Below are 26027 nucleotides of genomic sequence, written 5' to 3'. Positions count from 1 at the left end.
ATATATAATTATTAATGGGGGGACGGTTTTAATAGGTCAAGTCATTCTTTGGTTCACAGCATTGAAGTATATAGATATCAAACCAAAATTTGATTTTGTAAAAATAAGAGACCATATTATTCCGATATTTGTTTTATTCTTACCTCAAATTTTAGGCCAAGTTTATTTGTCAGTAGATAAAATATTACTAAATTACTATAGATCAGAAACAGAAGTTGGATATTATGATCAAGCAATAAAAATCATAAAAATATTACTAACTATAATAACATCTATTAGTGCTGTAATGCTGCCTAGCCTTTCAGCAGAATTTGTAAAAGGTAATAGGGAGAAAATAATGTATTATGTGGAGATTATATTCCAATTTATTTTGTTTATTAGTATCCCGATGATTATTGTTATTTCGAGTATATCTAATAACTTTATTACATGGTTTTTAGGTATGCAATTTTTGGAAGTTGCTTCGTTACTCAAAATTATTAGTCCCATTATACTATTTATTGGATTAGGTAGCTTGTTTGGAACTCAAATATTAGTAGCAACGAACCAAATAAATAAACTTACTATATCCATCGCATGTGGGGCAGTAATAAGTGTTCTGATAAATGTGATTTTCGTACCGTTGTATGGTATATATGCAACTGCAGTAGCAACACTTCTGTCCGAAATAACGGTGACAACTGTGCAATATTTTTTTGTCCAGAAGTTCTTAAATTTTAAAAATATTAGTAAAAGTTTCGTACTGTATATTGTATCGGCTACGGCTATGTTTGGTTTTATAGTAATAATTGAACATACAAATATTGAGTCTGTTATAAAAATTATCATCCAAGGGGTGTTGGGTTTAATATTATACTTTCTAGTATTAACTCTTTATAAAGAGAAATTAATTCTTTTTCTAATAGACCAAGTAGGTAAAAAGATATTTACTAGAATAAAAGGAGTGAGCAGATGAAAGGTATAATCCTTGCAGGCGGCTCAGGTACACGTTTATATCCGTTAACAATGGTTACAAGCAAGCAATTACTTCCGGTTTATGATAAACCAATGATTTATTATCCTCTATCCACTTTAATGTTGGCGGGAATTCGAGAAATTTTAATAATCTCTACACCAGAAGATACACCAAGATTTGAATCTCTCTTGGGCAGCGGCTCCCAATTTGGTATTTCCTTACAGTATGAGGTACAACCTTATCCAGGTGGACTGGCACAGGCATTTATATTAGGTAAACAATTCATTTGCAATGACTCTGTCGCTATGATTCTAGGTGACAATATATATTATGGAAGTGGTATGCGTAAAATGCTGTACCGTGCAGCAAATAAATCACACGGAGCAACTGTTTTTGGTTATCATGTAAAAGATCCGGAACGATTTGGTGTAGTTGAGTTTGATGAGAATGGTAAAGTGCTTAGTGTTGAGGAAAAGCCTAAAATCCCTAAATCACATTATGCCATCACTGGGTTGTATTTTTACGATAATCGTGTAGTTGACATAGCTCAGAATATAAAACCATCTGATCGAGGAGAATTAGAGATTACTTCGATAAATGAAATTTATTTACAACTTGGTGAGTTAGAGGTTGAATTACTTGGAAGAGGGTTTACCTGGCTTGATACAGGTACCCATCAAAGCTTAGTCGATGCAACAAATTTTGTACGTACCATTGAGGAACATCAAGGTATTAAGATTGCTGCACCTGAGGAGATTGCTTATATTAACAATTGGATTACTAAGGAACAATTGATGGCAAGTGGTGAAAAGTTAAGTAAAACGGGATACGGTCAATATTTAATTAAAGTTGCAAATGGTGAAATGAAATATTAAATATAAATTGAAAGAGTGGGTACCCTATGAGATTTTTAAATACACCATTAGAGGGAGTTATTGTTGTTGAGCCTACTGTGCTAGGGGATCATCGTGGCTGGTTTGTGGAAAGTTTTAGTCAAGCAAAATATAAAGAACAAAATATAGAAATTAATTTTGTACAAGATAATCATTCTTACTCAGCATTAAGAGGTACACTGCGTGGATTACATTTTCAATTAGCTCCTAAGGCTCAAACCAAGCTAGTACGGTGTACACGCGGGGCTATATTCGATGTGGCTGTTGATATTCGCCAAGGCAGTCCTAGCTATGGAAAATGGTATGGCATTGAATTAAGTGCAGAGAACATGAAGCAATTACTTATTCCAAAGGGGTTTGCTCACGGGTTTATGACATTAAAGGAAGATGTAGAAGTCCAATACAAGGTAGACGAATTATATGCCCCAGAATTCGATCGCGGGATTATATGGAATGATCAAACAATCGGTATCGAATGGCCAATAAACATTACGCCTGTATTATCAGCCAAGGATGGGAATGCACCATTTTTAAAAGATGTAGATCACAACTTCCGATACGGAGGATAGGTAGATGAATATACTGGTTACGGGGTATAATGGTCAACTTGGCTATGATGTTGTTAGGGAAGGGGGGATACATAACCTCAATATAATTGGAGTTAGTAGAAAAGACCTTGATATCACCAATGAATTAGCGGTTAGAAAGTATGTTCTTAAAATAAAACCTGACGTTATTATTCATTGCGCTGCATACACGGCGGTAGATAAAGCAGAAAGTGATAGAGAGCAATGCTGGCTCGTTAACGTGGAAGGAACAAAATACCTTGCTAGGGCAGCGAAGGAAATCAACTCTAAATTTATGTATATCAGTACGGACTATGTTTTCGATGGTAATGGATCAAGACCATACTTAGAAACAGATATCCCCAATCCAATTAGTTACTATGGGTTAACTAAATACGAAGGGGAACAACTTGTACAAGCTATACTAAATGAGTATTTTATTATCCGAACATCCTGGGTGTTTGGGCTTAATGGGAAAAACTTCGTCAAAACTATGCTTCAACTAGCAGAACAGAATAATAAATTAAAGGTAGTAAGTGATCAATTTGGTTCACCTACGTATACAAAGGATTTGGCGCGCCTACTAATTGACATAATTCAAACAGATAAGTATGGAGTATATCATGCAACGAATGAAGGATTCTGCAGTTGGGCTGACTTCGCCCAAGAAATTTTTATACAATCAAGTAAAAGCATAACAGTGGAGAGGATAAAAACACAAGAATATCCTACAGTAGCCGTACGACCTAAAAATTCATGTATGTCAAAAAAAAAGTTAGTCGATAATGGCTTTGAACCACTGCCTCTATGGCAAGAAGCCGTTTTCCATTATTTAAATGAAATAAAACCATGAGGTGAATTAAATGGCACAAAAAAAAATCTTGGTAACTGGCGGTGCGGGATTTATCGGAGGAAACTTCGTTCAACATATGGTTCATAAATATCCGCATTATGAAGTAGTTAATTTAGACTTATTAACTTATGCAGGTGATTTGAGTAAGCATCTTCATATCGAATATAAGGATAACTATCGTTTTGTTCAAATTGATATCACAAATCGTGAAGAAATCACGTCACTATTTGAGAAAGAGAAATTCGACTATATTACTCACTTCGCTGCAGAGAGCCATGTCGATCGTTCAATTCTTGAACCTGACGTGTTTATTCGTACCAATGTACTAGGGACACAAGTACTATTAGACGCAGCAATTAAATACGGCATAACCAAGTTTGTACATGTTTCTACAGATGAGGTTTACGGAGAGTTGGATTTCGATCCCAATACATTTTTTACTGAATCGACACCACTACAACCTAACAGCCCGTATAGTGCAAGTAAAGCATCCTCAGATTTATTAGTTCGTGCCTACCACGAGACTTATGGATTGCCAATGAATATTACAAGATGCTCTAACAACTATGGTCCTTATCACTTTCCAGAGAAATTGATCCCTTTGACTATATCTCGAGTGCTTAACAATCAAAAAGTGCCAGTGTACGGAGACGGTAAGAACATTCGCGATTGGTTACATGTATTGGACCATTGTACGGCAATTGATTTAGTTTTGCATAAAGGGATAAATGGCGAAGTGTATAATGTAGGTGGGCATAATGAACGAACAAACCTAGAAGTAGTCTTGACAATTATCCGTACTTTAGGAAAATCGGAAGAATTAATTGAGTTTGTAACTGACCGTTTAGGACATGACAAGAGGTATGCTATTGATCCAACCAAGTTAGAACAATTAGGGTGGAAACCTATGTTCAGTTTTGAAACAGGAATAGCTCAAACTGTCAAATGGTATCTGGAACACAGAGACTGGTGGGAGCGAATTATTAATCGTGATGCTAACGTCTCTTAGAATGTCAGATTGTAAATGATACAATTTGAATACAGTTATAAGAATCACTTCTTTCGATTGTATGATATTGTTTAAAAGTGTTTAAACTGCCCTACTATCTTTAGTATGTTAGTTAATACCTAAAACAAAGGTCCTAATCCCATGATCCAATTAAAAAACATCTCAAAAGAACTAACCGAAGCGGGATCCAGAGTCCCAATCCTTCAAAACATAAACCTCACCATCACCAAGGGCGAGTACATATCCATCATGGGCCCGTCGGGATCCGGCAAGTCTACGCTAATGAACATACTAGGCACCTTAGATACGCCAACTTCTGGTGAGTATCTGTTCGAAGGAATAAATATCAGCCGGCTGCGGGGCAGTAAATTAGCAGACTTCCGGAACCGGAGGCTAGGGTTCGTGTTCCAGTCGTACATGCTGATACCTCGCCTTAGCGTTAGAGATAATGTGGAGTTGCCCCTTCTCTATACAACCAAGAGTCGTAAAGAGAGAGAGAAGAGAATCCACATGGCTTTGGAACAAGTAGGCATGCTGCATAAAGCGAAGGAACCGACGATGAACTTGTCCGGCGGGCAGAAGCAGAAGATCGCCATAGCCCGTGCGATTATTAATGATCCGGAACTGCTGCTGGCGGACGAGCCGAGCGGGAATTTGGATGTGCATTCGAAGGATGACATTTTGCAAATCTTCCAAACGCTAAATGATAGCGGAAAGACGATTGTTCTCGTTACGCATGATAGGGAAGTGGCGTTGACGGCCAAACGGATGCTGACTTTACGGAATGGTGCCTGGGCGGATCCGGCGGCGGAGGTGGTGGCGAGAGCATGAGATTTCTGCGAGTATTCATCGTATCGCTAAGAGGCTTATGGAGCTACCCGGTGCGAACGTGGTTGGCGGTCCTGGGGATTGCTATTAGTACGCTGTTGGTCGTGTTTTTGCTGTCCGTGTTATATAACTTCAAGGTCAGCCTTGTCGGACAGGTACAGAGCGTCGGTCTGCAGCAGATTGCGGTCGTGCCTGGGAAATTGCTGAACAGCGGCAAAAATATTAGCCAGACAAACTTGTCCAGTTTGCTATCGTTCACCTCCGTGGCTAGTACTCTGACTTACAAGGACGCCATGGATGTGAAGCAGCAAATACCGGAGATCGTGCAGGCGGCTCCGCAGATCGAGACGATAACGTCCATGCGAACAGCTACGAAAAGCGTGGAAACGATGTACACCGGAACAACGCCGGACTATGCCGATGTTTTCTCTATGGAGCTGGAAGAGGGAAGGTTTTTTACCGAACAGGAGGCCGCGGACGGAACGCCGGTCATTGTGCTCGGGCAATCGGTGAAGCAGCTGCTTTTTGAAGATCAAAGCGCACTCGACCAAAAGGTGAAAGTTAAAGGGATCGATTTCACCATCATTGGTGTTTTGAAGGAAAAGCAGTTGATCGGCTTTAATTTCGATGAGCGGGTGTATACAAGCTACCAGATGGTCGCGGAAACGGCGAATTTGCAAAATGCGTCGATGATCTTTTTCAAGGCTCAGTCTCCTGAAGGGTTGGAAGCGGTGAGGCAGAAGATTGCCCCTGTGATTATCAAAAATCATGGCGGGGTACAGGATTTCGGCTTAATGGCGCCGGAAGGAGCGCTTCACGTTATCGATACGATTACCGATCTTGTAACCGCGATTGCAGTGGGGATTACAGGCATTTCTTTTCTGGTTGGCGGACTGGGGATTATGAATGTGATGCTCTTGACGGTCAAGGAGCGTACCAGGGAGATCGGTATACGCAAGACGGTAGGGGCGCAGTGGTGGGATATTTTGCTGCAATTTCTGGTGGAGGCGATGTACATCAGCGTAATGGGCTGTGTCATTGGGCTCGCCGGAGCGTATGGGCTGCTTATTACACTTCATCGGATATTCCCGGTGCTATCTGCACATTTTCCGTGGGAGATCGTTGCCGGTTGCCTGTTATTTTCCGTAGTGCTGGGGCTGTTGTTCGGTATAACTCCAGCCGCCAAAGCTTTGCGGATTAAGCCTATCGATGCTTTGCGGTATGAATAGACGGAGGACATAGGTATGAAGAAATGGATTGCGGGAGCGATGCTGGCAAGTCTAGTTGTATCGGTTGGATGCAGCAAATCCTCGCCTCCCGCAGTGGCACAGGAACCTCCCGTTGCTACGACAAATGTAACGACGCAGCCTTCCAAACAGCCGGACATGGGTAGTAAAGACTCGGATACGAAGAATCCAAAATCCGAATCGAAGGTGGACGATAAGCAAGCAAGTCCGACGACGTCGACTAATTCGTTCAAGGAAGGGAAAGAGAAGGCTGGCAAGGAGCCAGAGAAAGGGAGCCCGGCGCAAGGGTCACCAGCCACTCCTCTCGAAGAGGGAAAGGTCTCATCAGAGCAGCAACCTAACCGGCAACCGGAACAGCAAGGAAAGCCAAGTGAAGATGCTCCTTCCAATTCCGGCGACTCTGACGAGAAGCTGAAGGAAGTGGTCAAGAAATATGAGGACCAGCTTGTACAGCTGAAAGCTGCAAATCTGCAAAAGCTTAATGGCCTATATGATCAAGTGCTGGCTGCAAGTAAAAAGGGAGGATCCCCGAGCGAGATTGGCAATAAGTTTGCTCAGCAGGCTACTGCCATGCAAGAGGAGTCGCAAGCACAAGTGAACCAGGTGCTGCTTCAGCTCAAAAACGAGCTTACCGCGCTGCAGCTGGCGACGGATAGTGTCAATCAGCTGCGTTCGGCTTACTATTCGGAAGTTAGCAAGGCCGAGCAGCAGTTTACGGACAAGCTTAGAAGCAGTCTTGGTAAATGAAAAAGATACCCGAAGGTATCCCTGTTCTAAGTTAACGTAATCCTCTTTTGCGGTACTGCTTGTCTTTCCAGTAGCTAAGACCTATGAGCAAGATAATGATGAAGGAAATGAGAAGACTATCCACGATCATGAACACCGCTCCTTCAGCCAAATTTCGACAGAGAGCGATTTCAAAAAATTGATAGCTGCCATTTGACTCATATTCACGTTCTCCTTTTCTTTGTTTACACATAAGAAATCGGACGAAGGCCGTTATTCGGTAGCTGGCTGGCATATCGGTAGACGATGAAGCCCCTGTAGCTTTGCGTCCTCACTTTTCAATGAGTTTGCCATTATCGTACGAACTAATGTGAATAGGGTCATTATAGCAAATCTATATGATTTTCTACAAGATATAGTAGTAGAAAGGATCTATCAAAATGCCGATATTAGTTAATAAGTACTATAGTTTAAATGACATGGTGACTTATAGCAACTAAGTTATAGGTAGAGAAAGCAGGTGAAGAAGATAAGCCAATCGTTAATCTAGCCCCACAATCAGAATTAAAGAATGCGTTTTAAAGGTTTGCGGGATCTCTTGATGTACCAGTGTTTATCTTCGTTGGAGTGGAGCAGCTGAATACCGAATAGTTCCAATGGAGTCCAAATTCGTTTTACATTAATTAGCGGCATATGTAAATAGACCTCCTAATGAATAATAGAATAGGAAATAAGTACTACTAAATTTAATATACCATAATAGAAATGCTAATAGTTGGAATAAAACCATTTATAAAGGAGATTTTAGAATGTTAAAACAATGGAAATTATGGTCTGTTTCTTCGATGCTTTTACTGGGATTGGCGGGTCCTGCCTATGCTGAGCAAACTCCGACCGCAATCGACGTCTACTATGCGCCTATGCAGTTCGTTTTCGATAATAACGTCTTTTCTCCGCCGGAAGGTCAACAAGGCTTTATTTATGAAGGAAGCACTTATGTTCCTCTTCGTTTTATTTCTTACTCTTTGAACAAAGCGGTGCGTTGGGATGCCAATACATACACGGTAACGGTGGAAGAGCCGAAAGCGGCCGATCTGACGGAGATTAAAGAATATAACATGAACACCCAAGTGCGCGGGGACGCCGCAAAAGAGAAGGTCGATGCAGCCAATTTGAAGCCGACTGCGATCAGCGCGTACAAAGAGAAAGTGAACTATGTGTTTGACGGCAAAACAAAGGAAATCGGCGCAGAGCTGCCGGGCTTCATCTATCAGGATTCACTGTATGTTCCTCTTCGCTTCTTCTCGGAGTCGATCGGCAAAACGATTGAGTGGAATCCGGAAACCTACACGGTAACGAGCAAAACGAAAGAAGCGGCTAAGCCGGAAGCTCCTAAAGAAGAAACGAAGCAGCCGGAGCAGCCAAAAACGGAAACCCCGGTCACCACTCCACCTGTTGCAGGGGGCGGCTCTGGCGGTAGCGGAGGAGGAGGCAGCTCCGAAAACGCAGCGGCGGCGCAAGCCAAAGCGGAGGAAAAGCTTAAGGCATTGGAAAATAGCTGCCGCAGTGCGCTTCAGCCGCTGGCAGATCAATATGCCGATGCAGATGAAGAAACAAAAAAACAATTGAAAGCACAAGGGGCAGCTAAAGTAATAGAATGTGAATTGCAGTTCGGCAGAATTATTAGCGAAGCACGGAGCCAAGGGGTAAGCGAGGACATTCTTAGCAGCTACAGAATCAAGTTCGAGCAAGTGCAAGAGGAAGCTAAGCAAGAGCTGTTAAAGAAATTCGGCAAATAATCTAAGAAGAGCGGATCGTAAGGACTCTCTGCGTGTATTTTGCAGGGAGTCTTTTTTTTTCACAATAGAATTTTTATATACCGAGGACATCGGATGCAAGTTTCTATTTGGTGATAAAAACCACATTGCTTAGAAAAGCAGTTTATGCTAAAGAAAAACTCAATGGCTGCTCATCTTTGAAAGGACCTCGCTAGAGGTTTTTCTCACCGCATCATTTGAGATTTGATCAAACAATTAAGGCACAGCGAAAAACATGTCTTTTTGACGATAAAGGCATCCGCGGCACGAGGTCGTTCCTCTGAATAAGTCGATAACCTCTTTTCTCATGATCACCCATCCAGAAAAACCTCAGGTTTCTAAAGAGATCTTTAGATATTTACACCTCGTTCACATTTTAGACACAAATTTTTAATCTAATTTTCAGATTTGTTTAAGCTGGTATTATTGTTTCATTTGTATATTGTTGGAGGTTAAGCAACTTTGTTTATGGAAATGGCTTAAGTAGGCGAACAATTCGTTTCGAATGGAGGGTTACATGCGTGCTTGAGGTAAAGCAGGTAAGTAAACTGTACGAAAACCAAAGAGGGGTACACAATATCGATTTTTCCATGAGCCGCGGCGAAATCGTAGGATTTCTGGGGCCGAACGGAGCGGGGAAAACGACCACGATGCGGATGATTACCGGTTATTTGAATCCGACGGTCGGATCGATCACGATCGACGGGCTGTCGATGAGTAACCATCCGAAGAAGGCGCGGCAAAAGATCGGCTATTTGCCGGAAACGCCGCCGCTGTATCCGGAAATGACGGTACAAGGGTATTTGGAATTTATCGCCGATTTGCGCGGCATTCCGGGCAAGGACAAGAAGCGCCGGATCGGAGAGGTCATCGAACGGCTTGGCCTGCAGGGGCGGGAGCGGCAAATTATCCGCGGGCTGTCCAAGGGCTACAAGCAGCGGATGGGTCTCGCACAGGCGATCATCCACAATCCGGATCTGCTGGTGCTGGACGAGCCTACTTCGGGTCTCGATCCGAAGCAGATCATTGAAATCCGCCAGCTCATCCGCGAGCTGGGCGAGAACCACACCGTGCTGCTGAGCACGCACATTTTGCCCGAGATCAATACGCTCTGCAACCGCGTATTGATCATCAACCAAGGGCGCATCGTGATGGACGGCCATCCCGATCAGCTGGCGAATTCGCTGGGCGAGCGATTCGAGGTATCGCTCGAGATCAAGGGGCCGCGCCAGGCCGTTCTGGCCGAGCTGCGCGGCATGCCCCACATCGCCAGCGTACAGCCGCTGGCGGCGGACACTGCCGCAGCCGGCACGGCCGCAGCGGCAACCACCCCGGCTGCGCCCGAGCAGCAGCCGGAGCAGGACGCGCCTGAGCAAGGCGCAGGCGCGGAAGCCGCCACGGTCGCGGACGAGCCGACCGTGAAGGTGCTCGTGTCCGCGAAGGATAACGCGGACATTCGCGAAAAGATCTTCTACCGCATGGCGGAGCGGCGGTATCCGATTCTCGCCATGAAGCGGGAGAGCTTGAGTCTCGAGGACATCTTCCTCAAGCTGACGACCAATGAAGCGGTCGAGACGTCCGATGACGAAGACGATAACGAATCCACCAAGGCGGAGGTGACGCCGAATGCGTAGAATGTGGGCCGTTTGCAAGAAAGAGCTGCAAATGTATTTTTACTCGCCGACCTCTTATGCGGCATTCGCCTTCTTTTTCCTGATCGTCGGTTATATGTTCAGCTCCAACTTTTTATATTCCGGCATGATTGATGTTCGCATGGTGACGAGCCCTGTCAGCTTTTTATATGTTATCATCATTCCGTTTCTAACGATGCGCTTGGTATCGGACGAGCTGCGACAAGGGACGGATGAGCTGCTGCTCACCTCCCCTATCAGCATCACGGAAGTGGTAATAGGCAAATATTTGGCGGCATTGGTCGTTCAATTGCTGCTCGTAGGCGGCTGCTTGCTGTATCCGCTTATCATGAGCTCTTATGGCACACTGGATCAGCCGGTCTTGTGGCTGTCGTTCCTCAGCGTCTTTTTGGTCGGGGCTGCGATGATGGCGGTAGGCTTGTTCGCTTCATCCCTGTCCGCGCACCAGATGGTATCGGGGATTCTGGGCATTGTCATCCTGCTGTTCCTGTGGACGATTGATTGGCTAGGCGATTCGGTAGGGGGCAAGATCAAAGATTACATCGGTCTGTTCTCCATCATGAACCGGGGCAACAATCTGCAAAAGGGCGTGCTGAACTTTGCCGATGTGCTGTTCTACGTCACGCTGGCCATCGTATTTATCGTGTTAAGCATTCAAGTGCTGGAAAGAAAACGTTGGAGATAACCGGCTTTGCATAGGACTTAAGTGATGAAAATGCAAAGCGAGAAGGGGGAAAAGCAATTGAACAAGTGGATTCGCGGTACGAATGCGGTCGTGCTGTCGCTTGCGGTGATCGGCATTTTTATCGTATTGACGATATTTCTCAACTCAACGAAAAGCTTGCAGGTCGATTTGACGCAAAACAAGCAGTTCACGCTGTCGGAACAAACGCTGCAGACGTTGAAAACGCTGGATAAAGACGTCCATTTGATGGCGTTTACCAGCTCCCAGACTCCGGAAGTGATGAATCGCGAAATTGTCGATATCGTTCAGGAATATAAGAAGCGCAACAGCAAAATCGTATTCGATCAATACAATATCGAAAGCCAGCCGGAAATTGCTGCGAAATATGAGATCGATCCGGCCGGTACGCTGGTGGTGGAGAGCGGAACGCAGAAGAAGACGTTATATTTCTACGACATGTTCCAATCGACATCGGAAACCGATTATCAATTCAACGGGGAGCAGAAGCTCACCCAGGCTTTAATTAATTTGAATGTGAAGGACAAAACGAAAGTGTACTTCCTGTCCGGCCACAATGAAACGCCGCTCAATCAAATGACGCTGTGGAGAACCGGCTTGGAGGAGCAAAATTACGAAGTCGGTGAGCTGAACCTGCTGCGCGAAGGCAAAATCCCGGATGACGCTCAAGCGTTGTTCATTATCGGGGCGCAATCCGACCTAAGCGACGCGGAAATGACGTTGATGAAGGAATATTTGAACGGCAAAGGAAAGCTGTACGTTGCACTGAATTATAGCGAACAAATGGCTAAATGGAAAAATATCGACGCCCTGCTCGGCCTCTATGGCATTAAAGAGAATAAGGCGATTGCAATCGATCCGAAAAACAGCCGCTTGGTCAGCCCGTTGACGATTATTCCAGAGTACGGCTTCCATGATATTACGAGCAAGCTGCAGAATTCCAACCTGCTCATGTCCATGACGCTGGCTATTGCGCTCGACGCACAGCCTGTAGCTGATTACCCGTCGACGATGATTCTGAAAACGACGGATCAAGCCTACGGTGAGACGAATCTCGAGCAATTGGCCAAAGGCGGCACGACCAAGGAAGATTCGGACATTAAAGGCCCTCTGAATCTCGGCTATGTGGTCGAGACGAAAGACAAGAAGCCGAAAGCCGTTGTGCTCGGCGGCTCTACATTCTTGCGGGACGATGTGATCGGGCTGCAGGGCAACCGCGACTTCGCTCTGAACAGCGTAGGCTGGCTGCAGGAGCAAAAAGATCAAGTGACGATTCGACCTCGTGAAAATCAAATGCAGCGTGCAATGGTTACAGGCGGTCAGGCTCAATCGATTTTCTATGGTACGGTGTTGTTATTCCCGTTACTCTTCCTGATCGTCGGCGGTACGATCTGGTGGAGGAGGAGAAGAGGATGAAGCGGCTCATACCAACCCTGATTCTGGTTATCATTTGTATCGGAGGTTTTTGGTACGCGTCCAGCCAAGACTTTTTCAAGGAGAAAAAGGAGCCGGCGGCGTCCTTGGCCAAGGTGAACAAGGATGACGTCGTCAGCTTCACGGTTAAGACGGCTGAAACGGATCTGGAAATGCAGCAAAAGGACGGCAAATGGTCGATGACCAAGCCGTCTCCGCTTCCTTTGAATGAATACAGCTCGAACGGTTGGGTGAATTCGTTCAATCAATTGACGAAGGACGCGACTATCGACGCGGAAGGCAAAGATTTGGCCAAATTCGGGCTGGATAAGCCGCAGCAGCAGTTTACCGTCAAGCTGAAGGACGGTACGGTGCAGACGCTGATCATCGGCAATCCGATGCTCATTGAAGGCTTCGTCTATGCCATGTACAGCGGCTCGCCGGAAGTGTTCAAGATGAGCGATTCCCAGGTCAAATCTCTTGCGGTCACGCCGCTCGATTTGATGGAGAAGAGCCCGATCCGGCTGGAATACGACCAAGTGCGCGCTATCAACGTCGAGTGGAAGGGTGAGAAATTTACGCTTACCAAGACAGACACGGACAAGAAGTCGTATGAGGCGAATTGGAAGCTGAACGGACAGGATATTAAAGGCTCGGATGCCGGTTCCTATCTCGATAAGGTGCAATTCATTTCCACCGAGCAGCTGGCGAAGACGGCAGCTGAAGTGAAGATGGATTCTCCCGAGCTGCGCATCGAAGTGAAGACAGCCGACTCTTCAAATAAAGAGACGACGGTGACGTATACAGGCAAGGTGGAGCAGGACAACGTCTGGCTTGTGCAGCAAAACGGAGCCTGGGCGTATGCCGTTCCGGCGGCGTCCATGCAGGAGCTTGCCGATAAGTTCAAGGAGCAGCCACAAGCTCCTGAGCCGACTCCGACACCAGCGGCAGGGCAGTCCGATCAGACACAGCCTAAGCAATAGAGCAATCTGTAGAACAAAGCTCAAGATATCCGATTCCGGGTATCCTGAGCTTTTTTATTTGTCGGTTGCCGCTGCAGCCCGCTGCAATCGATGAACAATTTTTCCAATAATGAGAAAAAAGTGCACATAGTTTTCCAACTCTTGGGGCATTCTACCTTTGTCAAAGACGAAAGGAGGACATATCGATGTTTAATCAACAGGCGCAGCAACAGCAGCAAGGAATGAACACGGTCAGCTCCAAAGAATTGGCGTACATAACCGATAGCTTGAAAAATGAGGAGCTGCTGGCTAAGCTCGCGATCCACGGATTGTCGGATTGTCAGTCTCCCCAGCTGAAACAGAAGCTGTCTCAAATTGCCCAAGATTGCCTGCAGCACTCCGATCAGCTGCTTCGGACGCTTCAGCAGCATACGTATACGACTCATTAAGATTCCAGGAGGTGTAAAAGAGATGTATCAACAACAACAACAGCAACAACGAAGCTTCAATGCTTCGCAGCATATGCCGCTTCAAGAGCAGGACTGGGGCAATCTGGTATTGTCCGAGCAAAAGCGTATCGCGCGCGAATATACGACGGCTGCATTGGAAGCAACGCATCCGGCGATCCGGCAAACGTTCCAAAGCTTGGCGCAGCGCATGATGCAAGAGCAAGCCGAGCTGTTTACAGTATTGTCGCAGCTGAATGGCTACGGCTCCGTCAAAATGGCCGAACAGCAAGAAATTCATCAGGAGCTGCAGAAGCAAGGTCAAAAAGCAGAGCAGCTTCAGTCTATGGTTCAGCAGTCGATCCAAAGCAGCTATGCAACCAGTGCCGCTATGTATCAGCAGCCGATGCAGCAAGGATACCAGACTTCGTTCCAGCAGCAGCAACAGCCGCTGTACGCGTCGTATGAGCAGCAAGGCGGCTATGGCGCACCATCCCATTCAGGAGGCGCCATCGTTGGATCCACGGCTTCTTCTCAAGGCCAACAAGCCTCCTCGGGTCAGGGCTACGGTCAAAGCTACGGCTCTGCGGGCTTTGCCTCCCAAGGCTATGGAACGGCAGGCTACGGCCAAAGCACAAGCCAGAGCGATCAACAAGGCTACAGCAGCTTAAGCTCCGCGAATATCAGCTCCCAAAGCAGCCAGCCGGCTCAAGGACAAAGCCAGCAAGCAAGCTACGGGTACACTTCTCCGAGCGGAGAGGCCGGATTCAGCTACAACCAAAATCCGACGTCGCAAGCCTTGTCGAATGAATATACTTCGTCCGCTTCGACGATTCGTTCCTCCGCGGACATCTCGGACTACAACAGCGCCAAGTCGCAGCAGTCGAGCAGCGCGGCGGGCCGATTCGGCTCCAGCCTCGGGGCATACAGCGCTTCTGCATCCGCAGAGTCCAGCCGTGGCGGCAACAGCTACAACTGGACCGATGACAGCGACGGAAGCGACGCTTCCGCTACCCGCGGCGGCAACAGCTTCGATTGGACCGCTTCGGACGATAACAACGCTTCCTCCTCGTCGGTCACCTCGGCACAAGACCGGCCGCAGAACAGCGTTACCGGGAAATACAACTTCTAAGAACGTGTAAAAGGCGTTGTTCAAAATGCACCACCTTTTTTGCCCCTGCAGCATACCTGTAGGGGCTTTTGTGTATAGTGTATATCTTTGTCTTATAGCAAGCGAGGAAATTTCCCGTATTTCCCGAATAAGCACCAATCGATCCGCACTTGGCAAAACCATTGCTTCTATATAGATGTAGAAATAGTCGCACCCATCGAGTTTGGCTGCAAACAGCCTAGGGTAACGGTATAATGAGTACTACGGAAAGAACTGACACATCTGCGAGGTGATCTCATTGTACCGGATTCTTATCGTAGAGGATGACGATAAAATTGCCGCCATTTTGCATGGATATATGGAGAAGTACGGTTATCAGGCCGTCCGGACGACGGACTTTCGGGATATTAAGCGGATATTTCTTGAACAACAGCCGGATTTGGTGCTGCTGGACATTAATCTCCCTCATTACGATGGATTCTACTGGTGCAGGCAAATCCGGACGGTGTCGAATGCTCCGATCATCTTCTTGTCGGCCCGCGTCGGCGAGATGGATCAGGTTATGGCGATAGAGCATGGGGGCGACGACTACATTACGAAGCCGTTCCATCTGGACATCGTGATCGCCAAAGTGAAGAGTGCGCTTCGCCGTGCTTACGGCGAATATGCAGGAGCCGGGACGATGCAGAGGGACCGTCTCGATGTAGAGGGACTGGTCCTCGACGCGGCCAAAAACACGATGGAGTGGGACGGCAAGAAGGTAGATTTATCGCGCAACGAATACGTGCTTATCGATTGTCTGGCCAAGCATGCCGATCGTATCGTCACTAGAGAGAAGCTGCTCGAGGCTCTATGGGACGATATCGATTTCGTCGACGACAATACGTTGACCGTCAATGTGACGAGAGTCCGCAAAAAGCTGGAGGAGCTCGGCATCCATAAGGCGATAGAGACGATTCGCGGGCAAGGCTACCGGATGAACACGATCTGGAGGGCTTCGGTATGAAGCTGATCGATTTTATTGCCGATCGAATCGGCTATATCGCTATCTATTTATTCAACATCCTGCTTGTCGTTGCCGTCGTACAGCTGGCAATGCTGCCGCAGGGCTTATCCATTCAGCTGGACAATCTGCTTTATATCGGCGTGCTATGTGTGGCCGGTGTAGCTACGTATCTTTTGATCGATTATGTCCGTCAGCGAGCCTACTATAAGAAGCTGCTGGCTATTGAGTCGCATCCCGAGCCGCTGGACCGGATCAACAGCTTTCCGGAAGGAGTGACGAGGGAGCAGGAATTCATGGCGAAGCTTGTCCGGCAGCTGCACAGCGGTGTCGAGAACCGGCTGACGCATTACCGCAAGCAGCAGGAGCAGCATGATGTGTTTATCCGCCAATGGGTTCATCAAATGAAAACGCCCGTATCCGTCATCGATTTACTGACTCAGCAAGCGGATGAGGAGACGGATACCCGGGAAACGCTGCAAAGCATTCAGGAAGAAAACGACAGGCTCGCCCACGGACTGGATATGATGCTGCAAACGGCCCGGCTGGAGAAGTTCGAGCTGGATGTTCATATACACAAGGTCAATCTGGAGCAGGTGGTCCGCGGCGTCATTAATGAGCATAAAAGAGCTTGCATCCGCAAAGGGGTGTTCCCCAAGCTGGCGGTAGACCAAGAGGCCCGTTACGCGGAAACGGATGAGAAATGGATTGCGGTCATTTTCCGGCAAATTGTTTCGAATGCCATCAAATATGCGAAGAATACAAGCGGAGAGGCGGGCAAGCAGCTCGAAATAACCCTCCTGCACAAGGGAGACGGTGTCCGGGCTGTCTTTCGGGATACGGGCATCGGCATTCCCGGGCACGATTTGCCGCGGGTATTCGATCCTTTTTTCACGGGGGAGAATGGGAGAACGACGGGAGAATCGACGGGAATGGGGCTGTATCTCGTCAGGGAGCTGTGCCGCAAGCTCGGACACCGGATTGACATTCAGTCGGCTCCCGGCGTCGGAACGACCGTGACGATTCATTTTCCTCCCGCCTCGGTGCTTCATGATGTGCTCAGAAGGTGACAATATTGTAAGATTGCCGCCTGTTTCTGTAAGGTGAATCGATAGCAGCTTATCCCGTCCTCTTCTATACTTAAGGGCATAAGCCGGTCACGGACAGCGAAGGCAAGGGGCTGAACGAGCCGGGCTTCTAATGAAAGGTTAGGGAGGCAATGGAACATGGCAGTGTTGAAAACGGACAGTTTATGCAAAACCTACGGAAGCAAGAGCGGAAACGCCGTCTATAAGGCTCTCGATCAGGTTCAACTCGAAATTCAGGAGGGGGAGTTCGTCGGCGTCATGGGCCCATCGGGCAGCGGCAAGACGACGCTTCTCAATCTGCTCGCAACGATAGATCAACCCACATCGGGCCACATAGAGATTAACGGGACGAATCCCAGCAAGCTGAACAACAAGGAGCTGGCGCTGTTTCGGCGCAGGCAGCTCGGGTTTATTTTTCAGGACTTCAACCTGCTCGAGACGCTCAGCCTGAAAGAGAATATTATCCTGCCGCTCGTGCTGGAAAATGTGAAGGTGAGTGAGATCGAGCGGAGAGTTCGGGAGGTGGCGGACATGCTGAACATTACCCACCTGCTGGACAAGAGAACGTACGAGGTGTCCGGGGGCCAGCAGCAGCGTGCCGCGATTGCCCGAGCCATGATTCATAAGCCGGCACTGCTGCTTGCCGATGAGCTGACCGGGAATCTGGATTCGAAGGCGGCCAAGGACGTCATGGAGTCGTTGAAGGAGATGAATGAGGAGCGGGGCGCTACGATATTGATGGTGACGCACGACCCGTTCGCCGCAAGCTATTGCAAGCGGATCGTCTTTATTAAGGACGGACGCCTGTTCAACGAAATTCGCCGCGGCTCCAACCGGCCTGCGTTCTTCCAGCAAATTCTCGACGCGTTAAGCTATCTGGGAGGGGATTTCGATGACTTTCCGACAGCTCGCGCTTAAGAATATCCAGGGCAATTGGCATCGGTACATCGCTTTTTTTCTGAGCAGCACGTTTTCCGTTATGATCTTTTACATTTATGCGTCCTTCATTTTCCATCCGGATGTCGTGAGCGGCAAAATTCAAGGCGCCGACAAAGTGTGGCAGGGCATGGTCGCCTGCGAAATATTGATCGCCATCTTTTCGTTCTTTTTCGTGCTGTATGCCAGCTTCGCTTTTCTTAAGACACGTAAAAAGGAAATCGGCCTGTTGACCTTGTTCGGCATGACCCGTACGCAGATCAACAAGCTGGTGCTTTACGAAAATACCGCGATTGCCCTGCTATCCATCGTCGCCGGCTGCGCCTTGGGTACGCTGTTCTCGAAGCTGTTTTTCATGGCGCTGGCCCAGCTGATGCAGGTCGATAACCCGATTCGCTTCCTGATCGTCCCTCAAGCGCTGCTCTATACGGCGGTGGGCTTCATGCTTCTGTTTTTGGCAATCACTCTTATTACGCTAGTGGGGATGGGGCGAAACCAGGTTATTGAGCTGCTGAAAGCTTCCAAGAAGCCCAAAGCCATGCCGGTTGCTTCCGGATGGCTCGTCGCTCTAGCGGTTGTTTGTCTCGGAGGCGGCTATTATACAGCCTATACTTCGTCGCCAAGCAATATTGTGCTCGTGATGATACCGGTTATTTTGATCGTGGTGCTGGGCACGTACTTCTTGTTCACCCAAGCCAGTGTGGCTATATTAAAAAGACTGCAGCGGATGCCGCACTTGTATTACCGGAGCACGCGGCTGATCACCATTTCACAGCTTGTGTTCAAGATGAAGGATAACGCCAGAATTTTGTTTGTCGTTTCCGTTTTAAGCGCCGTCATTTTGTCGGCCTCCGGTTCCGTCTATATGTTTTATCAAGGCGCGAGAGCGCAGCTGGTGGACTCCTACCCTCAAGCGATCGGCTTTACGAGCCGGGGAGCTGCCGTACCGGAGGCTATGAAGCCAGAGCAGGTAAAAGGCACTCTCTCACAAAACGGGATGCAGGTGACGGAGAGCATCTCGGACGTCGGGGTAGTCACTGCTATCGAACTCAAGCTGCCTAATCGCACTAGAAAGACAGATGTGCTCATCCTTCCTGCAAGCAGCTACAATAAGACGGCGAAGAAGGAGCAGGGCGCGGCCCCTCTGCAAATCGCCCGCGATCATGCGGTCTTTATTTATCCGTATACAGGCGGGAATGTCCAGTATTTCGCCAAAGGGGACGTGCTGTCGGCGACAGCGTCTGGAGCTCCTCTTTCTTTGCAAATGGACGGTCAGCTGAACGGATCCTTTCTCAGTTTGGATTATGATCTGAATCAAGTCGTTCTTATGAACGATGAACAGTTCGGAACGATTTTATCCAAAGCGCGGGAAGAGGACAAGGCGTATTACGCCGGGTATGAACTGGCACATTGGGAGCAATCTCGAGAAGCTGTCCAGCAGCTGAAGGCGGGCTTAACCCAAGATCAGCAGAAGCAGGTTATAGCCCGAGCGGATGCTTTTCAGGAGATCAAGCAGTTCAGCTCGTTCACGATGTTTATCGGCGTCTTCATCAGCTTCCTCTTTTTCATGGCTTCCGGCAGTATGCTGTACTTCAAGCTGTTTACCGAGCTGCAGGATGATCAGGCCCAGTATAAGGCGCTGACGCGAATCGGAGTGTCGATGAAGGAAATACGGACCGTCACGAACGCTCAGATCGGGCTTATCTTCTTCATCCCGGTTATCGTAGGCAGCATTCACGCCGGCTTTGCCTATAAAGCTTTAAGCAACCTGATGAACGTCAGCGTATGGAAATACGGGGCGATGATCATGGTCATTTATGCGGTGATGCAGCTGTTTTATTTCTTGCTGACACGCCATGCTTATATGAGACAAATGAAAAAATTATAATCAAAACGCCTGGGAACACGTGTTCTCAGGCGTTTTCTTTTCGTATCGGCAAAAAGCTGGGGAAAACTGGCTGGAAACGGATTTGACACGATTTGAACGGTAGCATAGACTTGTCTGTAGAGACGGTTATATAAGCAGGTTTGGGAGCCCCAAACTGTCAAACAAGGAACGGAGGCAATACGTTGCATTGGGATTTTAAGCAATGGAACCATATATTCAAGCTGGACCCGGACCGGGATATTTCCGACGAGCTGCTGGAGCGGGTATGTCTTTCGGGGACGGACGCTATTATTGTAGGAGGATCATCGGGCGTAACGTTCGACAACACGGTCGACCTATTGTCCCGCATCCGGAGATTCGAGGTGCCTTGCGCACTGGAGATTTCCGATCAGGAGGCGATAGTTCCCGGATTCGACTTCTTCTTCATCCCTATGGTATTGAATGCTGGCGATCCGCAATGGATTATCGGGCATCACCAGCAGGCTTTGCGCGAGTACGGCGCCATCATGGATTGGAGCCAGGTTGTGACCGAAGGCTACGTTATTTTGAATGAGCAGTCCACTGCGGCGCGTGTCACCTCGGCGAATACGGCTTTGGATACGAGGGATGTGGAGGCGTATGCCCGTTTGGCCGACCGGCTGCTGCACTGCCCGATTTTTTATATGGAATACAGCGGTACGTTCGGCGATATGCAGTTGACGGCGAGAATCAAAGAGCTGCTGAAGGATGCCCGATTGTTCTATGGAGGCGGCATCGACAGCCCGGAGAAAGCATATGATGCGGCGCTGGCGGCACATACCGTCGTTGTCGGCAATGCCGTGTACGAGCAGCCGGAGCAAGCGCTGGCTACCGTTCAGGCGGTGAGAGAGGCGAAAGCTTCCGCCGTCAATAAGCAATGAAAGGAAATGGATCCGAATGATTGATATTTTTTCATCTATAAATACTTTGAACCCTCAGCAAAAGAAAGCGGTCGAAACCGTAGACGGTCCGCTGCTGATTATGGCCGGAGCGGGGAGCGGCAAGACCCGTGTGCTTACGCACCGGATCGCTTATTTGATCGCTACCAGAAAAGCGGCTCCGTGGAGCATTTTGGCGATAACCTTTACGAACAAAGCGGCTCGGGAAATGCAGGAGCGCGTAGGCCATCTCGTAGGAGCCGGAGGACAGGACATTTGGGTATCCACCTTCCACTCCATGTGCGTCCGCATTCTGCGCAAAGATATTTCCCGCATGGGCTTTTCTTCGAGTTTCACCATATTGGATTCGGGAGATCAGCTGTCCGTTGTGAAGAATTGTATGAAGGAACTGAACATCGATTCGAAAAAGTTCGAGCCTAAGGCCGTTCAAGCGGCCATCAGTACGGCGAAGAACGAACTCAAGTCACCGGAAATGCTCGAGAGCCTGATCGGCGATTACTTCGACGGCATTGTCGCTAGAGTGTACAAGCTGTATCAGAAAAAGCTGAAAAGCAACAACTCGCTCGACTTCGACGATTTGATCATGACGACGATTCAGCTGTTTAAAGAAGTGCCGGAAGTGCTGGAGTTTTACCAGAACAAATTCCAATATATCCACGTCGACGAGTATCAGGATACGAACCGCGCCCAATATATGCTCTGCCTGATGCTGGCGGACAAGCACAAGCGCATTTGCGTCGTAGGGGACAGCGACCAGTCGATTTACCGCTGGCGCGGCGCGGATATCAGCAATATTTTGAACTTTGAGAAGGATTACCCTAACGCGACGACCATATTGCTTGAGCAAAACTACCGCTCCACCTCCAATATATTGAATGCGGCGAACAAGGTAATCGGCAACAATACGGGACGCAAGGCCAAAAATTTGTGGACCGATAAGGGCGATGGCAGCAAAATTCGTTTGTATCAAGCCGATTCCGAGCATGAGGAAGGGTACTTTATTACGAACGAAATCAATAAAAATGTAAAAAGCGGCAAACGCTACGATCATCATGCGATTTTGTACCGTACGAACGCCCAGTCGCGGGTCATAGAGGAAATTTTGATCAAATCGGATATTCCTTACCAGATCGTCGGCGGCATCAAGTTCTATGACCGTAAAGAGATCAAGGACATTCTCGGTTATTTGCGGCTTATTTCGAATCCCGACGACGATATCAGCTTCGCAAGAATCGTCAATGTGCCCAAACGCGGTATCGGCGATACGACGATCGACCGGTTGGCTGATGCGGCCGGACGGCGCGGTATTTCGATGTTCGCCATGCTGGAGGAGGTCGAAGCGCTCGAAATCGGGACCAAAGCGAAGCATGCCTTGGCGGATTTCCGCGAGATGATCAACAACCTGTACCGGATGGTCGACTATTTGTCCGTAACCGAGCTGACGGAAAAAATGCTCGAGATGACGGAATACCGCGTCGAGCTCCAGCGCGAAAAGACGATTGAAGCGACCGCCCGGTTGGAGAACATCGACGAGTTCCTGTCCGTTACGATGGACTTTGAAAAGCGCAACGAAGACAAGTCGCTCGTCTCGTTCCTGACCGATTTGGCTCTTATCGCGGATATCGATTCGATGAACGACAAAGCGGAAGCGGCGGCCGACGCCAACAATTCCGTCGTGCTGATGACGATGCACAGCGCCAAGGGGCTGGAGTTCCCGGTTGTCTTCATCATCGGGATGGAGGAAGGCGTCTTCCCGCACAGCCGGGCGAACAACGACAATGAAGAGCTTGAGGAGGAACGCCGCCTCGCTTATGTGGGCATTACGCGCGCGGAACAGGAACTGTTCCTCACTTGTGCGAGAATGCGTACGCTGTTCGGGCGTACGAATATGAACGCTCCGTCGCGGTTCCTGACGGAGATTCCGGAGGAGCTGCTGGAGGTTGCGTCGCCTGGCGGTACCATCGGCGGACGGTCGGGCGGCAGCTCCTGGGGCAGCCGCGAAGGCCGCTACGGCAGCACCGGCGGCAGCTTCGGCTCCTCCGCGGGCGGCGGCTTCGGCAGCTCGGCCCGGCCGGCCGCGGCAGCGAGCTTCCGCCCGAGCGCGGGCGGAGCCGCCACGGCGGGCGCTGCGCGTCCCGCGGCTGCAGCAGCAGGCGCCGGTGGCGCCAAGCCGGTGACCGACTACAAGATGGGCGATAAAGTCGCCCATGGCAAGTGGGGCACCGGCGTCGTCGTCGCCATCAAGGGATCCGGCGACGATACGGAGCTGCAGATCGCTTTCCCGGCGCCTGTCGGCGTGAAGCGGCTGCTGGCGAAATTTGCACCGATCACCAAGGAAGGCTGATAAGCATCAGCTTGCTGCTTCCGGTGCGGCGGATTGTTTTGGATATTTCTAATTTGGAGAGGACGGTTTTCCTAAATGACGGATGCTCTGCAGGCCATGAAAGCCCTCATCGAAGAAATTAACCATCATAATTATTTGTATTACACGCTGGATCAGCCGAGTTTAAGCGATGCGGACTATGACAAGCTGTATGACCGTCTTGTGTCGATGGAGCGGGAGACCGGGGTGACTTTGCCCGACTCCCCGACCCAACGGGTAGGCGATCAGCTGCTGAAGGGCTTCGATGAGCATAAGCACAGATCACGGCTGTGGAGCTTGGATAAAGCGCAGAATCAAGAGGATTTGGCCGCATGGCATACCCGTGCTTTGAAGCTGGTGAACGACTACAACAGCAAAAATCCAGATACCCCTCTGCCGCCGCTTTCTTTCGTCATGGAATTGAAATTCGACGGTCTGACATTGAATCTGACCTACGAGGGCGGAAGGCTAGTGCAGGCGGCGACTCGCGGTAACGGCGTTGTGGGTGAAGGCATTCTTGCGCAGGTGAAGACCATCAAATCGATTCCTCTTACCATTCCATATACCGAAGGCGTTATTGAAGTGCAGGGCGAAGGCATTATGAACCTGTCCGTGCTGGACGAATACAACAAGACGGCCGCAGAGCCGCTTAAAAACGCCCGTAATGCGGCAGCCGGGGCTTTGCGTAACCTGAACCCCAAAGTGACGGCAGAACGCAAGCTGAACGCTTATTTTTATAATATCGGCTATACCGATGGTCTTACCTTCCAGGATCATCAGGAGATGGTATCGTTTTTGAGCGACAACCGATTTAAGGTGAGCCCGTTTGTTCGTTTCTTCGATTCGATCGAAGCGGTGGCGGAGGAGCTGGACAACGTTGCTTCCATGCGCAATACGTTTGATTTTCTGATCGACGGACTCGTTGTAAAAATTACGGACATGCGTACGCGCGAGGTGCTCGGCTATACGGATAAATTCCCGCGCTGGGCCGTTGCCTTCAAATTCGAGGCGGAGGAAGCGGTCACTACCCTGCTGTCGGTTTCGTGGGAAGTGGGCCGTACGGGCAAAATCACGCCTGTAGCGAAGGTGGAGCCTGTCGACATTGCCGGAGTAACGGTTCAAAACTGTACGCTGAACAATATCGGAGATATCGAGCGCAAAAACCTGAAGTACGCGCTGGGCAGTCAAGTTCTCATTCGCCGTTCCAACGACGTCATTCCCGAAATTCTCGGCAAAGCGACAGAGGAGCAGGACGGACAGGAGATCGTTTATCCGGAGCATTGCCCGTCTTGCGGCTCTACTTTGGAACTGAAGGGCGCGCATTTGTTCTGTTTGAACCGATTGGAGTGCCGTCCGCAGCTGATTGGGCGTATTACGCATTTCGCTTCCCGAGATGCTATGGATATCGAGACGTTCAGCATCATGACCGCCGAGCAGCTGTACCAGGAGCTTGACGTGCGTGACCCGGCCGATCTGTATGATCTGACTTTCGACGACTTGATTAAGCTGGAGCGGTTCGGAGAGAAGAAGGCGAACAAGCTGCTCGCGGCCTTTGAGAAAAGCAAACAATGCGATCTCGCGTCGTTCTTATTTGCGCTGGGCATTCCCAACACCGGGAAAACGACCACGAGGGTGCTCGCGGATCATTACCGCAGCTTGGATAAAATCATGCAGGCTACGGCCGAGGAGCTCGTTACGCTGCAGGATATCGGCGGCATTGTGGCCGACAGCATCGTGAGCTTCTTCCGCGACCCGGTCATGCAGCGCAGCATCGAGCGTCTGCTTCAATCCGGAGTGAACCCGGTAAGCGAGGAAGCACCGGTTGTGGCGAATACTGATAATCCGTTTTTCGGCAAGACCGTTGTGCTTACCGGCACCTTATCTTCAATGAGCCGGGATGAAGCGGGCAAGAAGCTGGAGGCAATGGGCGCCAAAATTACCGGCAGCGTATCGAAAAAGACCGATATCGTCATCGCCGGAGAAAGCGCCGGAAGCAAGCTGACCAAAGCGCAGGAGCTGGGCATACGAGTTATTACCGATGAGCAGGAGCTGCTTCAGCTTTTGAACGGATAACAGTAACATTAGGAAGGGGGGCTCTTGGCGAGCCTCCCTTTTTAATACCAGTAGGGAAGGTGAAATTATTATCAGCAAATCGATTCAGGAATTGTATAATTTGACTTGAGAAGGCGCACCCTGTAATGGACCGCTTATAGTGACGATTCTGAACTGACCTAGTGCTTGATCCTGTAGCATTTCAAAGGTAATATGAGTCTTGCGGCAAGGCGGTTAATAGGACGAATTGAACGCCAAAATGGGATGCTATAAGTTTTTTAAAAAAATAGTTGCATTCCATAGCTGATTTGTGGTACATTACTTTTTGTCGCCGCTGAGGGCTGAGAGGTTCGAGGGACGACAGCAACAAAATGGAAATAATAAAAAGTTGCAAAAGATTGTCGAATATGATAAGATAACTTCTTGTCACGACAAAAAAGTGATGCAACGAAAGCTCTTTGAAAACTGAACAAATGATGTTTGAAATGCCAGTAATTGTTTTATCATTTTGAGCTTAAGACAAGCTCTGTTATACGGTCGCTTCGGCGACACTTTAATGGAGAGTTTGATCCTGGCTCAGGACGAACGCTGGCGGCGTGC

22 protein-coding genes and 1 riboswitch are annotated in these 26027 nt (G+C 48.7%); all 22 genes read left to right on the top strand.

Features of this window, described 5'->3' with window-relative positions; translation table 11 throughout:
- The coding region (locus ACFQ88_RS39205) for an oligosaccharide flippase family protein (protein ID WP_379463320.1) at positions 1 to 955 on the top strand (955 nt) is incomplete at its 5' end.
- On the top strand, positions 952 to 1830 hold the full coding sequence (rfbA, locus tag ACFQ88_RS39200) for a glucose-1-phosphate thymidylyltransferase RfbA (protein ID WP_379463318.1): 879 nt from the start codon (positions 952 to 954) through the stop codon (positions 1828 to 1830). The genes ACFQ88_RS39205 and rfbA, both read left to right, overlap by 4 nt.
- A 26-nt stretch (positions 1831 to 1856) precedes the next feature.
- A complete protein-coding gene (rfbC, locus tag ACFQ88_RS39195) occupies positions 1857 to 2417 on the top strand; it encodes a dTDP-4-dehydrorhamnose 3,5-epimerase (protein ID WP_379463316.1) in 561 nt (186 codons plus the stop codon).
- Between the two features lie 4 nt (positions 2418 to 2421).
- Positions 2422 to 3267, top strand: a complete 846-nt coding sequence (rfbD, locus tag ACFQ88_RS39190) for a dTDP-4-dehydrorhamnose reductase (protein WP_379463314.1) — start codon at positions 2422 to 2424, stop codon at positions 3265 to 3267.
- Between the two features lie 10 nt (positions 3268 to 3277).
- A complete protein-coding gene (rfbB, locus tag ACFQ88_RS39185; RefSeq protein WP_379463312.1) occupies positions 3278 to 4276 on the top strand; it encodes a dTDP-glucose 4,6-dehydratase in 999 nt (332 codons plus the stop codon).
- A 141-nt stretch (positions 4277 to 4417) separates the two neighbouring features.
- Entirely contained in the window at positions 4418 to 5107 is a 690-nt protein-coding gene (locus ACFQ88_RS39180) for an ABC transporter ATP-binding protein (protein WP_379463310.1), read from the top strand.
- The gene (locus tag ACFQ88_RS39175) at positions 5104 to 6333 is read left to right on the top strand and encodes an ABC transporter permease (RefSeq protein WP_379463308.1); all 1230 of its coding nucleotides are present in this window, start codon (positions 5104 to 5106) and stop codon (positions 6331 to 6333) included. The genes ACFQ88_RS39180 and ACFQ88_RS39175 overlap by 4 nt, the downstream gene beginning before the upstream one ends.
- Positions 6334 to 6348: 15 nt before the next feature.
- On the top strand, positions 6349 to 7098 hold the full coding sequence (locus tag ACFQ88_RS39170) for a hypothetical protein (RefSeq protein ID WP_379463306.1): 750 nt from the start codon (positions 6349 to 6351) through the stop codon (positions 7096 to 7098).
- Positions 7099 to 7353: 255 nt separating this feature from the next.
- Positions 7354 to 7439, bottom strand: a riboswitch (cyclic di-GMP riboswitch).
- Positions 7440 to 7886: 447 nt separating this feature from the next.
- Positions 7887 to 8876 carry a copper amine oxidase N-terminal domain-containing protein gene (locus tag ACFQ88_RS39165; RefSeq protein WP_379463304.1) on the top strand — a complete coding sequence of 330 codons (990 nt, stop codon included), beginning with the start codon at positions 7887 to 7889 and terminating at the stop codon, positions 8874 to 8876.
- A gap of 539 nt (positions 8877 to 9415) precedes the next feature.
- On the top strand, positions 9416 to 10528 hold the full coding sequence (locus ACFQ88_RS39160) for an ABC transporter ATP-binding protein (protein ID WP_379463302.1): 1113 nt from the start codon (positions 9416 to 9418) through the stop codon (positions 10526 to 10528).
- On the top strand, positions 10521 to 11231 hold the full coding sequence (locus tag ACFQ88_RS39155; RefSeq protein ID WP_239630402.1) for an ABC transporter permease subunit: 711 nt from the start codon (positions 10521 to 10523) through the stop codon (positions 11229 to 11231). Before ACFQ88_RS39160 ends, ACFQ88_RS39155 begins: the two co-directional genes overlap by 8 nt.
- A 57-nt stretch (positions 11232 to 11288) precedes the next feature.
- Positions 11289 to 12665 carry a GldG family protein gene (locus ACFQ88_RS39150; protein WP_379463300.1) on the top strand — a complete coding sequence of 459 codons (1377 nt, stop codon included), beginning with the start codon at positions 11289 to 11291 and terminating at the stop codon, positions 12663 to 12665.
- Positions 12662 to 13645 (top strand): DUF4340 domain-containing protein, encoded by a 984-nt coding sequence (locus ACFQ88_RS39145; protein WP_379463298.1) that lies wholly within the window; start codon positions 12662 to 12664, stop codon positions 13643 to 13645. The genes ACFQ88_RS39150 and ACFQ88_RS39145 overlap by 4 nt, the downstream gene beginning before the upstream one ends.
- A 185-nt stretch (positions 13646 to 13830) precedes the next feature.
- Entirely contained in the window at positions 13831 to 14073 is a 243-nt protein-coding gene (locus ACFQ88_RS39140) for a spore coat protein (protein WP_239630399.1), read from the top strand.
- A gap of 22 nt (positions 14074 to 14095) precedes the next feature.
- Positions 14096 to 15202, top strand: a complete 1107-nt coding sequence (locus ACFQ88_RS39135) for a spore coat protein (RefSeq protein ID WP_239630398.1) — start codon at positions 14096 to 14098, stop codon at positions 15200 to 15202.
- Between the two features lie 277 nt (positions 15203 to 15479).
- Entirely contained in the window at positions 15480 to 16187 is a 708-nt protein-coding gene (locus tag ACFQ88_RS39130) for a response regulator transcription factor (RefSeq protein ID WP_379463295.1), read from the top strand.
- A complete protein-coding gene (locus tag ACFQ88_RS39125) occupies positions 16184 to 17254 on the top strand; it encodes a sensor histidine kinase (RefSeq protein ID WP_379463293.1) in 1071 nt (356 codons plus the stop codon). The genes ACFQ88_RS39130 and ACFQ88_RS39125 overlap by 4 nt, the downstream gene beginning before the upstream one ends.
- Before the next feature lie 156 nt (positions 17255 to 17410).
- Positions 17411 to 18190, top strand: coding sequence for an ABC transporter ATP-binding protein (locus ACFQ88_RS39120; protein ID WP_239630395.1), 780 nt, complete (start codon positions 17411 to 17413; stop codon positions 18188 to 18190).
- Positions 18165 to 20096: an FtsX-like permease family protein gene (locus ACFQ88_RS39115; protein WP_379463290.1), complete on the top strand. Its 1932-nt coding sequence runs from the start codon at positions 18165 to 18167 to the stop codon at positions 20094 to 20096. The genes ACFQ88_RS39120 and ACFQ88_RS39115 overlap by 26 nt, the downstream gene beginning before the upstream one ends.
- Before the next feature lie 182 nt (positions 20097 to 20278).
- Positions 20279 to 20995, top strand: a complete 717-nt coding sequence (gene pcrB, locus ACFQ88_RS39110; protein WP_239630393.1) for a heptaprenylglyceryl phosphate synthase — start codon at positions 20279 to 20281, stop codon at positions 20993 to 20995.
- A gap of 16 nt (positions 20996 to 21011) precedes the next feature.
- A complete protein-coding gene (gene pcrA / locus ACFQ88_RS39105; protein WP_379463286.1) occupies positions 21012 to 23357 on the top strand; it encodes a DNA helicase PcrA in 2346 nt (781 codons plus the stop codon).
- 75 nt (positions 23358 to 23432) lie between these two features.
- Positions 23433 to 25448, top strand: coding sequence for an NAD-dependent DNA ligase LigA (ligA, locus tag ACFQ88_RS39100; RefSeq protein ID WP_379463284.1), 2016 nt, complete (start codon positions 23433 to 23435; stop codon positions 25446 to 25448).
- The last annotated feature ends 579 nt before the right edge of the window (positions 25449 to 26027 follow it).

It is taken from the genome of Paenibacillus sp. NPDC056579, assembly GCF_042793215.1.
GTDB lineage: Bacteria > Bacillota > Bacilli > Paenibacillales > NBRC-103111 > Paenibacillus_S.
This window is presented reverse-complemented; position numbering and strand designations above follow the sequence as displayed.

Bases quoted from the DNA above. Each gene is read 5' to 3' on its own strand.
- rfbA (WP_379463318.1), top strand. From the start codon at position 952: ATGAAAGGTATAATCCTTGCAGGCGGCTCAGGTACACGTTTATATCCG.
- ACFQ88_RS39180 (WP_379463310.1), top strand. From the start codon at position 4,418: ATGATCCAATTAAAAAACATCTCAAAAGAACTAACCGAAGCGGGATCC.
- rfbD (WP_379463314.1), top strand. From the start codon at position 2,422: ATGAATATACTGGTTACGGGGTATAATGGTCAACTTGGCTATGATGTT.
- ACFQ88_RS39155 (WP_239630402.1), top strand. From the start codon at position 10,521: ATGCGTAGAATGTGGGCCGTTTGCAAGAAAGAGCTGCAAATGTATTTT.
- ACFQ88_RS39170 (WP_379463306.1), top strand. From the start codon at position 6,349: ATGAAGAAATGGATTGCGGGAGCGATGCTGGCAAGTCTAGTTGTATCG.
- ACFQ88_RS39125 (WP_379463293.1), top strand. From the start codon at position 16,184: ATGAAGCTGATCGATTTTATTGCCGATCGAATCGGCTATATCGCTATC.
- ACFQ88_RS39175 (WP_379463308.1), top strand. From the start codon at position 5,104: ATGAGATTTCTGCGAGTATTCATCGTATCGCTAAGAGGCTTATGGAGC.
- ACFQ88_RS39120 (WP_239630395.1), top strand. From the start codon at position 17,411: ATGGCAGTGTTGAAAACGGACAGTTTATGCAAAACCTACGGAAGCAAG.
- rfbB (WP_379463312.1), top strand. From the start codon at position 3,278: ATGGCACAAAAAAAAATCTTGGTAACTGGCGGTGCGGGATTTATCGGA.
- ACFQ88_RS39165 (WP_379463304.1), top strand. From the start codon at position 7,887: ATGTTAAAACAATGGAAATTATGGTCTGTTTCTTCGATGCTTTTACTG.
- ligA (WP_379463284.1), top strand. From the start codon at position 23,433: ATGACGGATGCTCTGCAGGCCATGAAAGCCCTCATCGAAGAAATTAAC.
- rfbC (WP_379463316.1), top strand. From the start codon at position 1,857: ATGAGATTTTTAAATACACCATTAGAGGGAGTTATTGTTGTTGAGCCT.
- ACFQ88_RS39145 (WP_379463298.1), top strand. From the start codon at position 12,662: ATGAAGCGGCTCATACCAACCCTGATTCTGGTTATCATTTGTATCGGA.
- pcrA (WP_379463286.1), top strand. From the start codon at position 21,012: ATGATTGATATTTTTTCATCTATAAATACTTTGAACCCTCAGCAAAAG.
- ACFQ88_RS39135 (WP_239630398.1), top strand. From the start codon at position 14,096: ATGTATCAACAACAACAACAGCAACAACGAAGCTTCAATGCTTCGCAG.
- ACFQ88_RS39115 (WP_379463290.1), top strand. From the start codon at position 18,165: ATGACTTTCCGACAGCTCGCGCTTAAGAATATCCAGGGCAATTGGCAT.
- ACFQ88_RS39140 (WP_239630399.1), top strand. From the start codon at position 13,831: ATGTTTAATCAACAGGCGCAGCAACAGCAGCAAGGAATGAACACGGTC.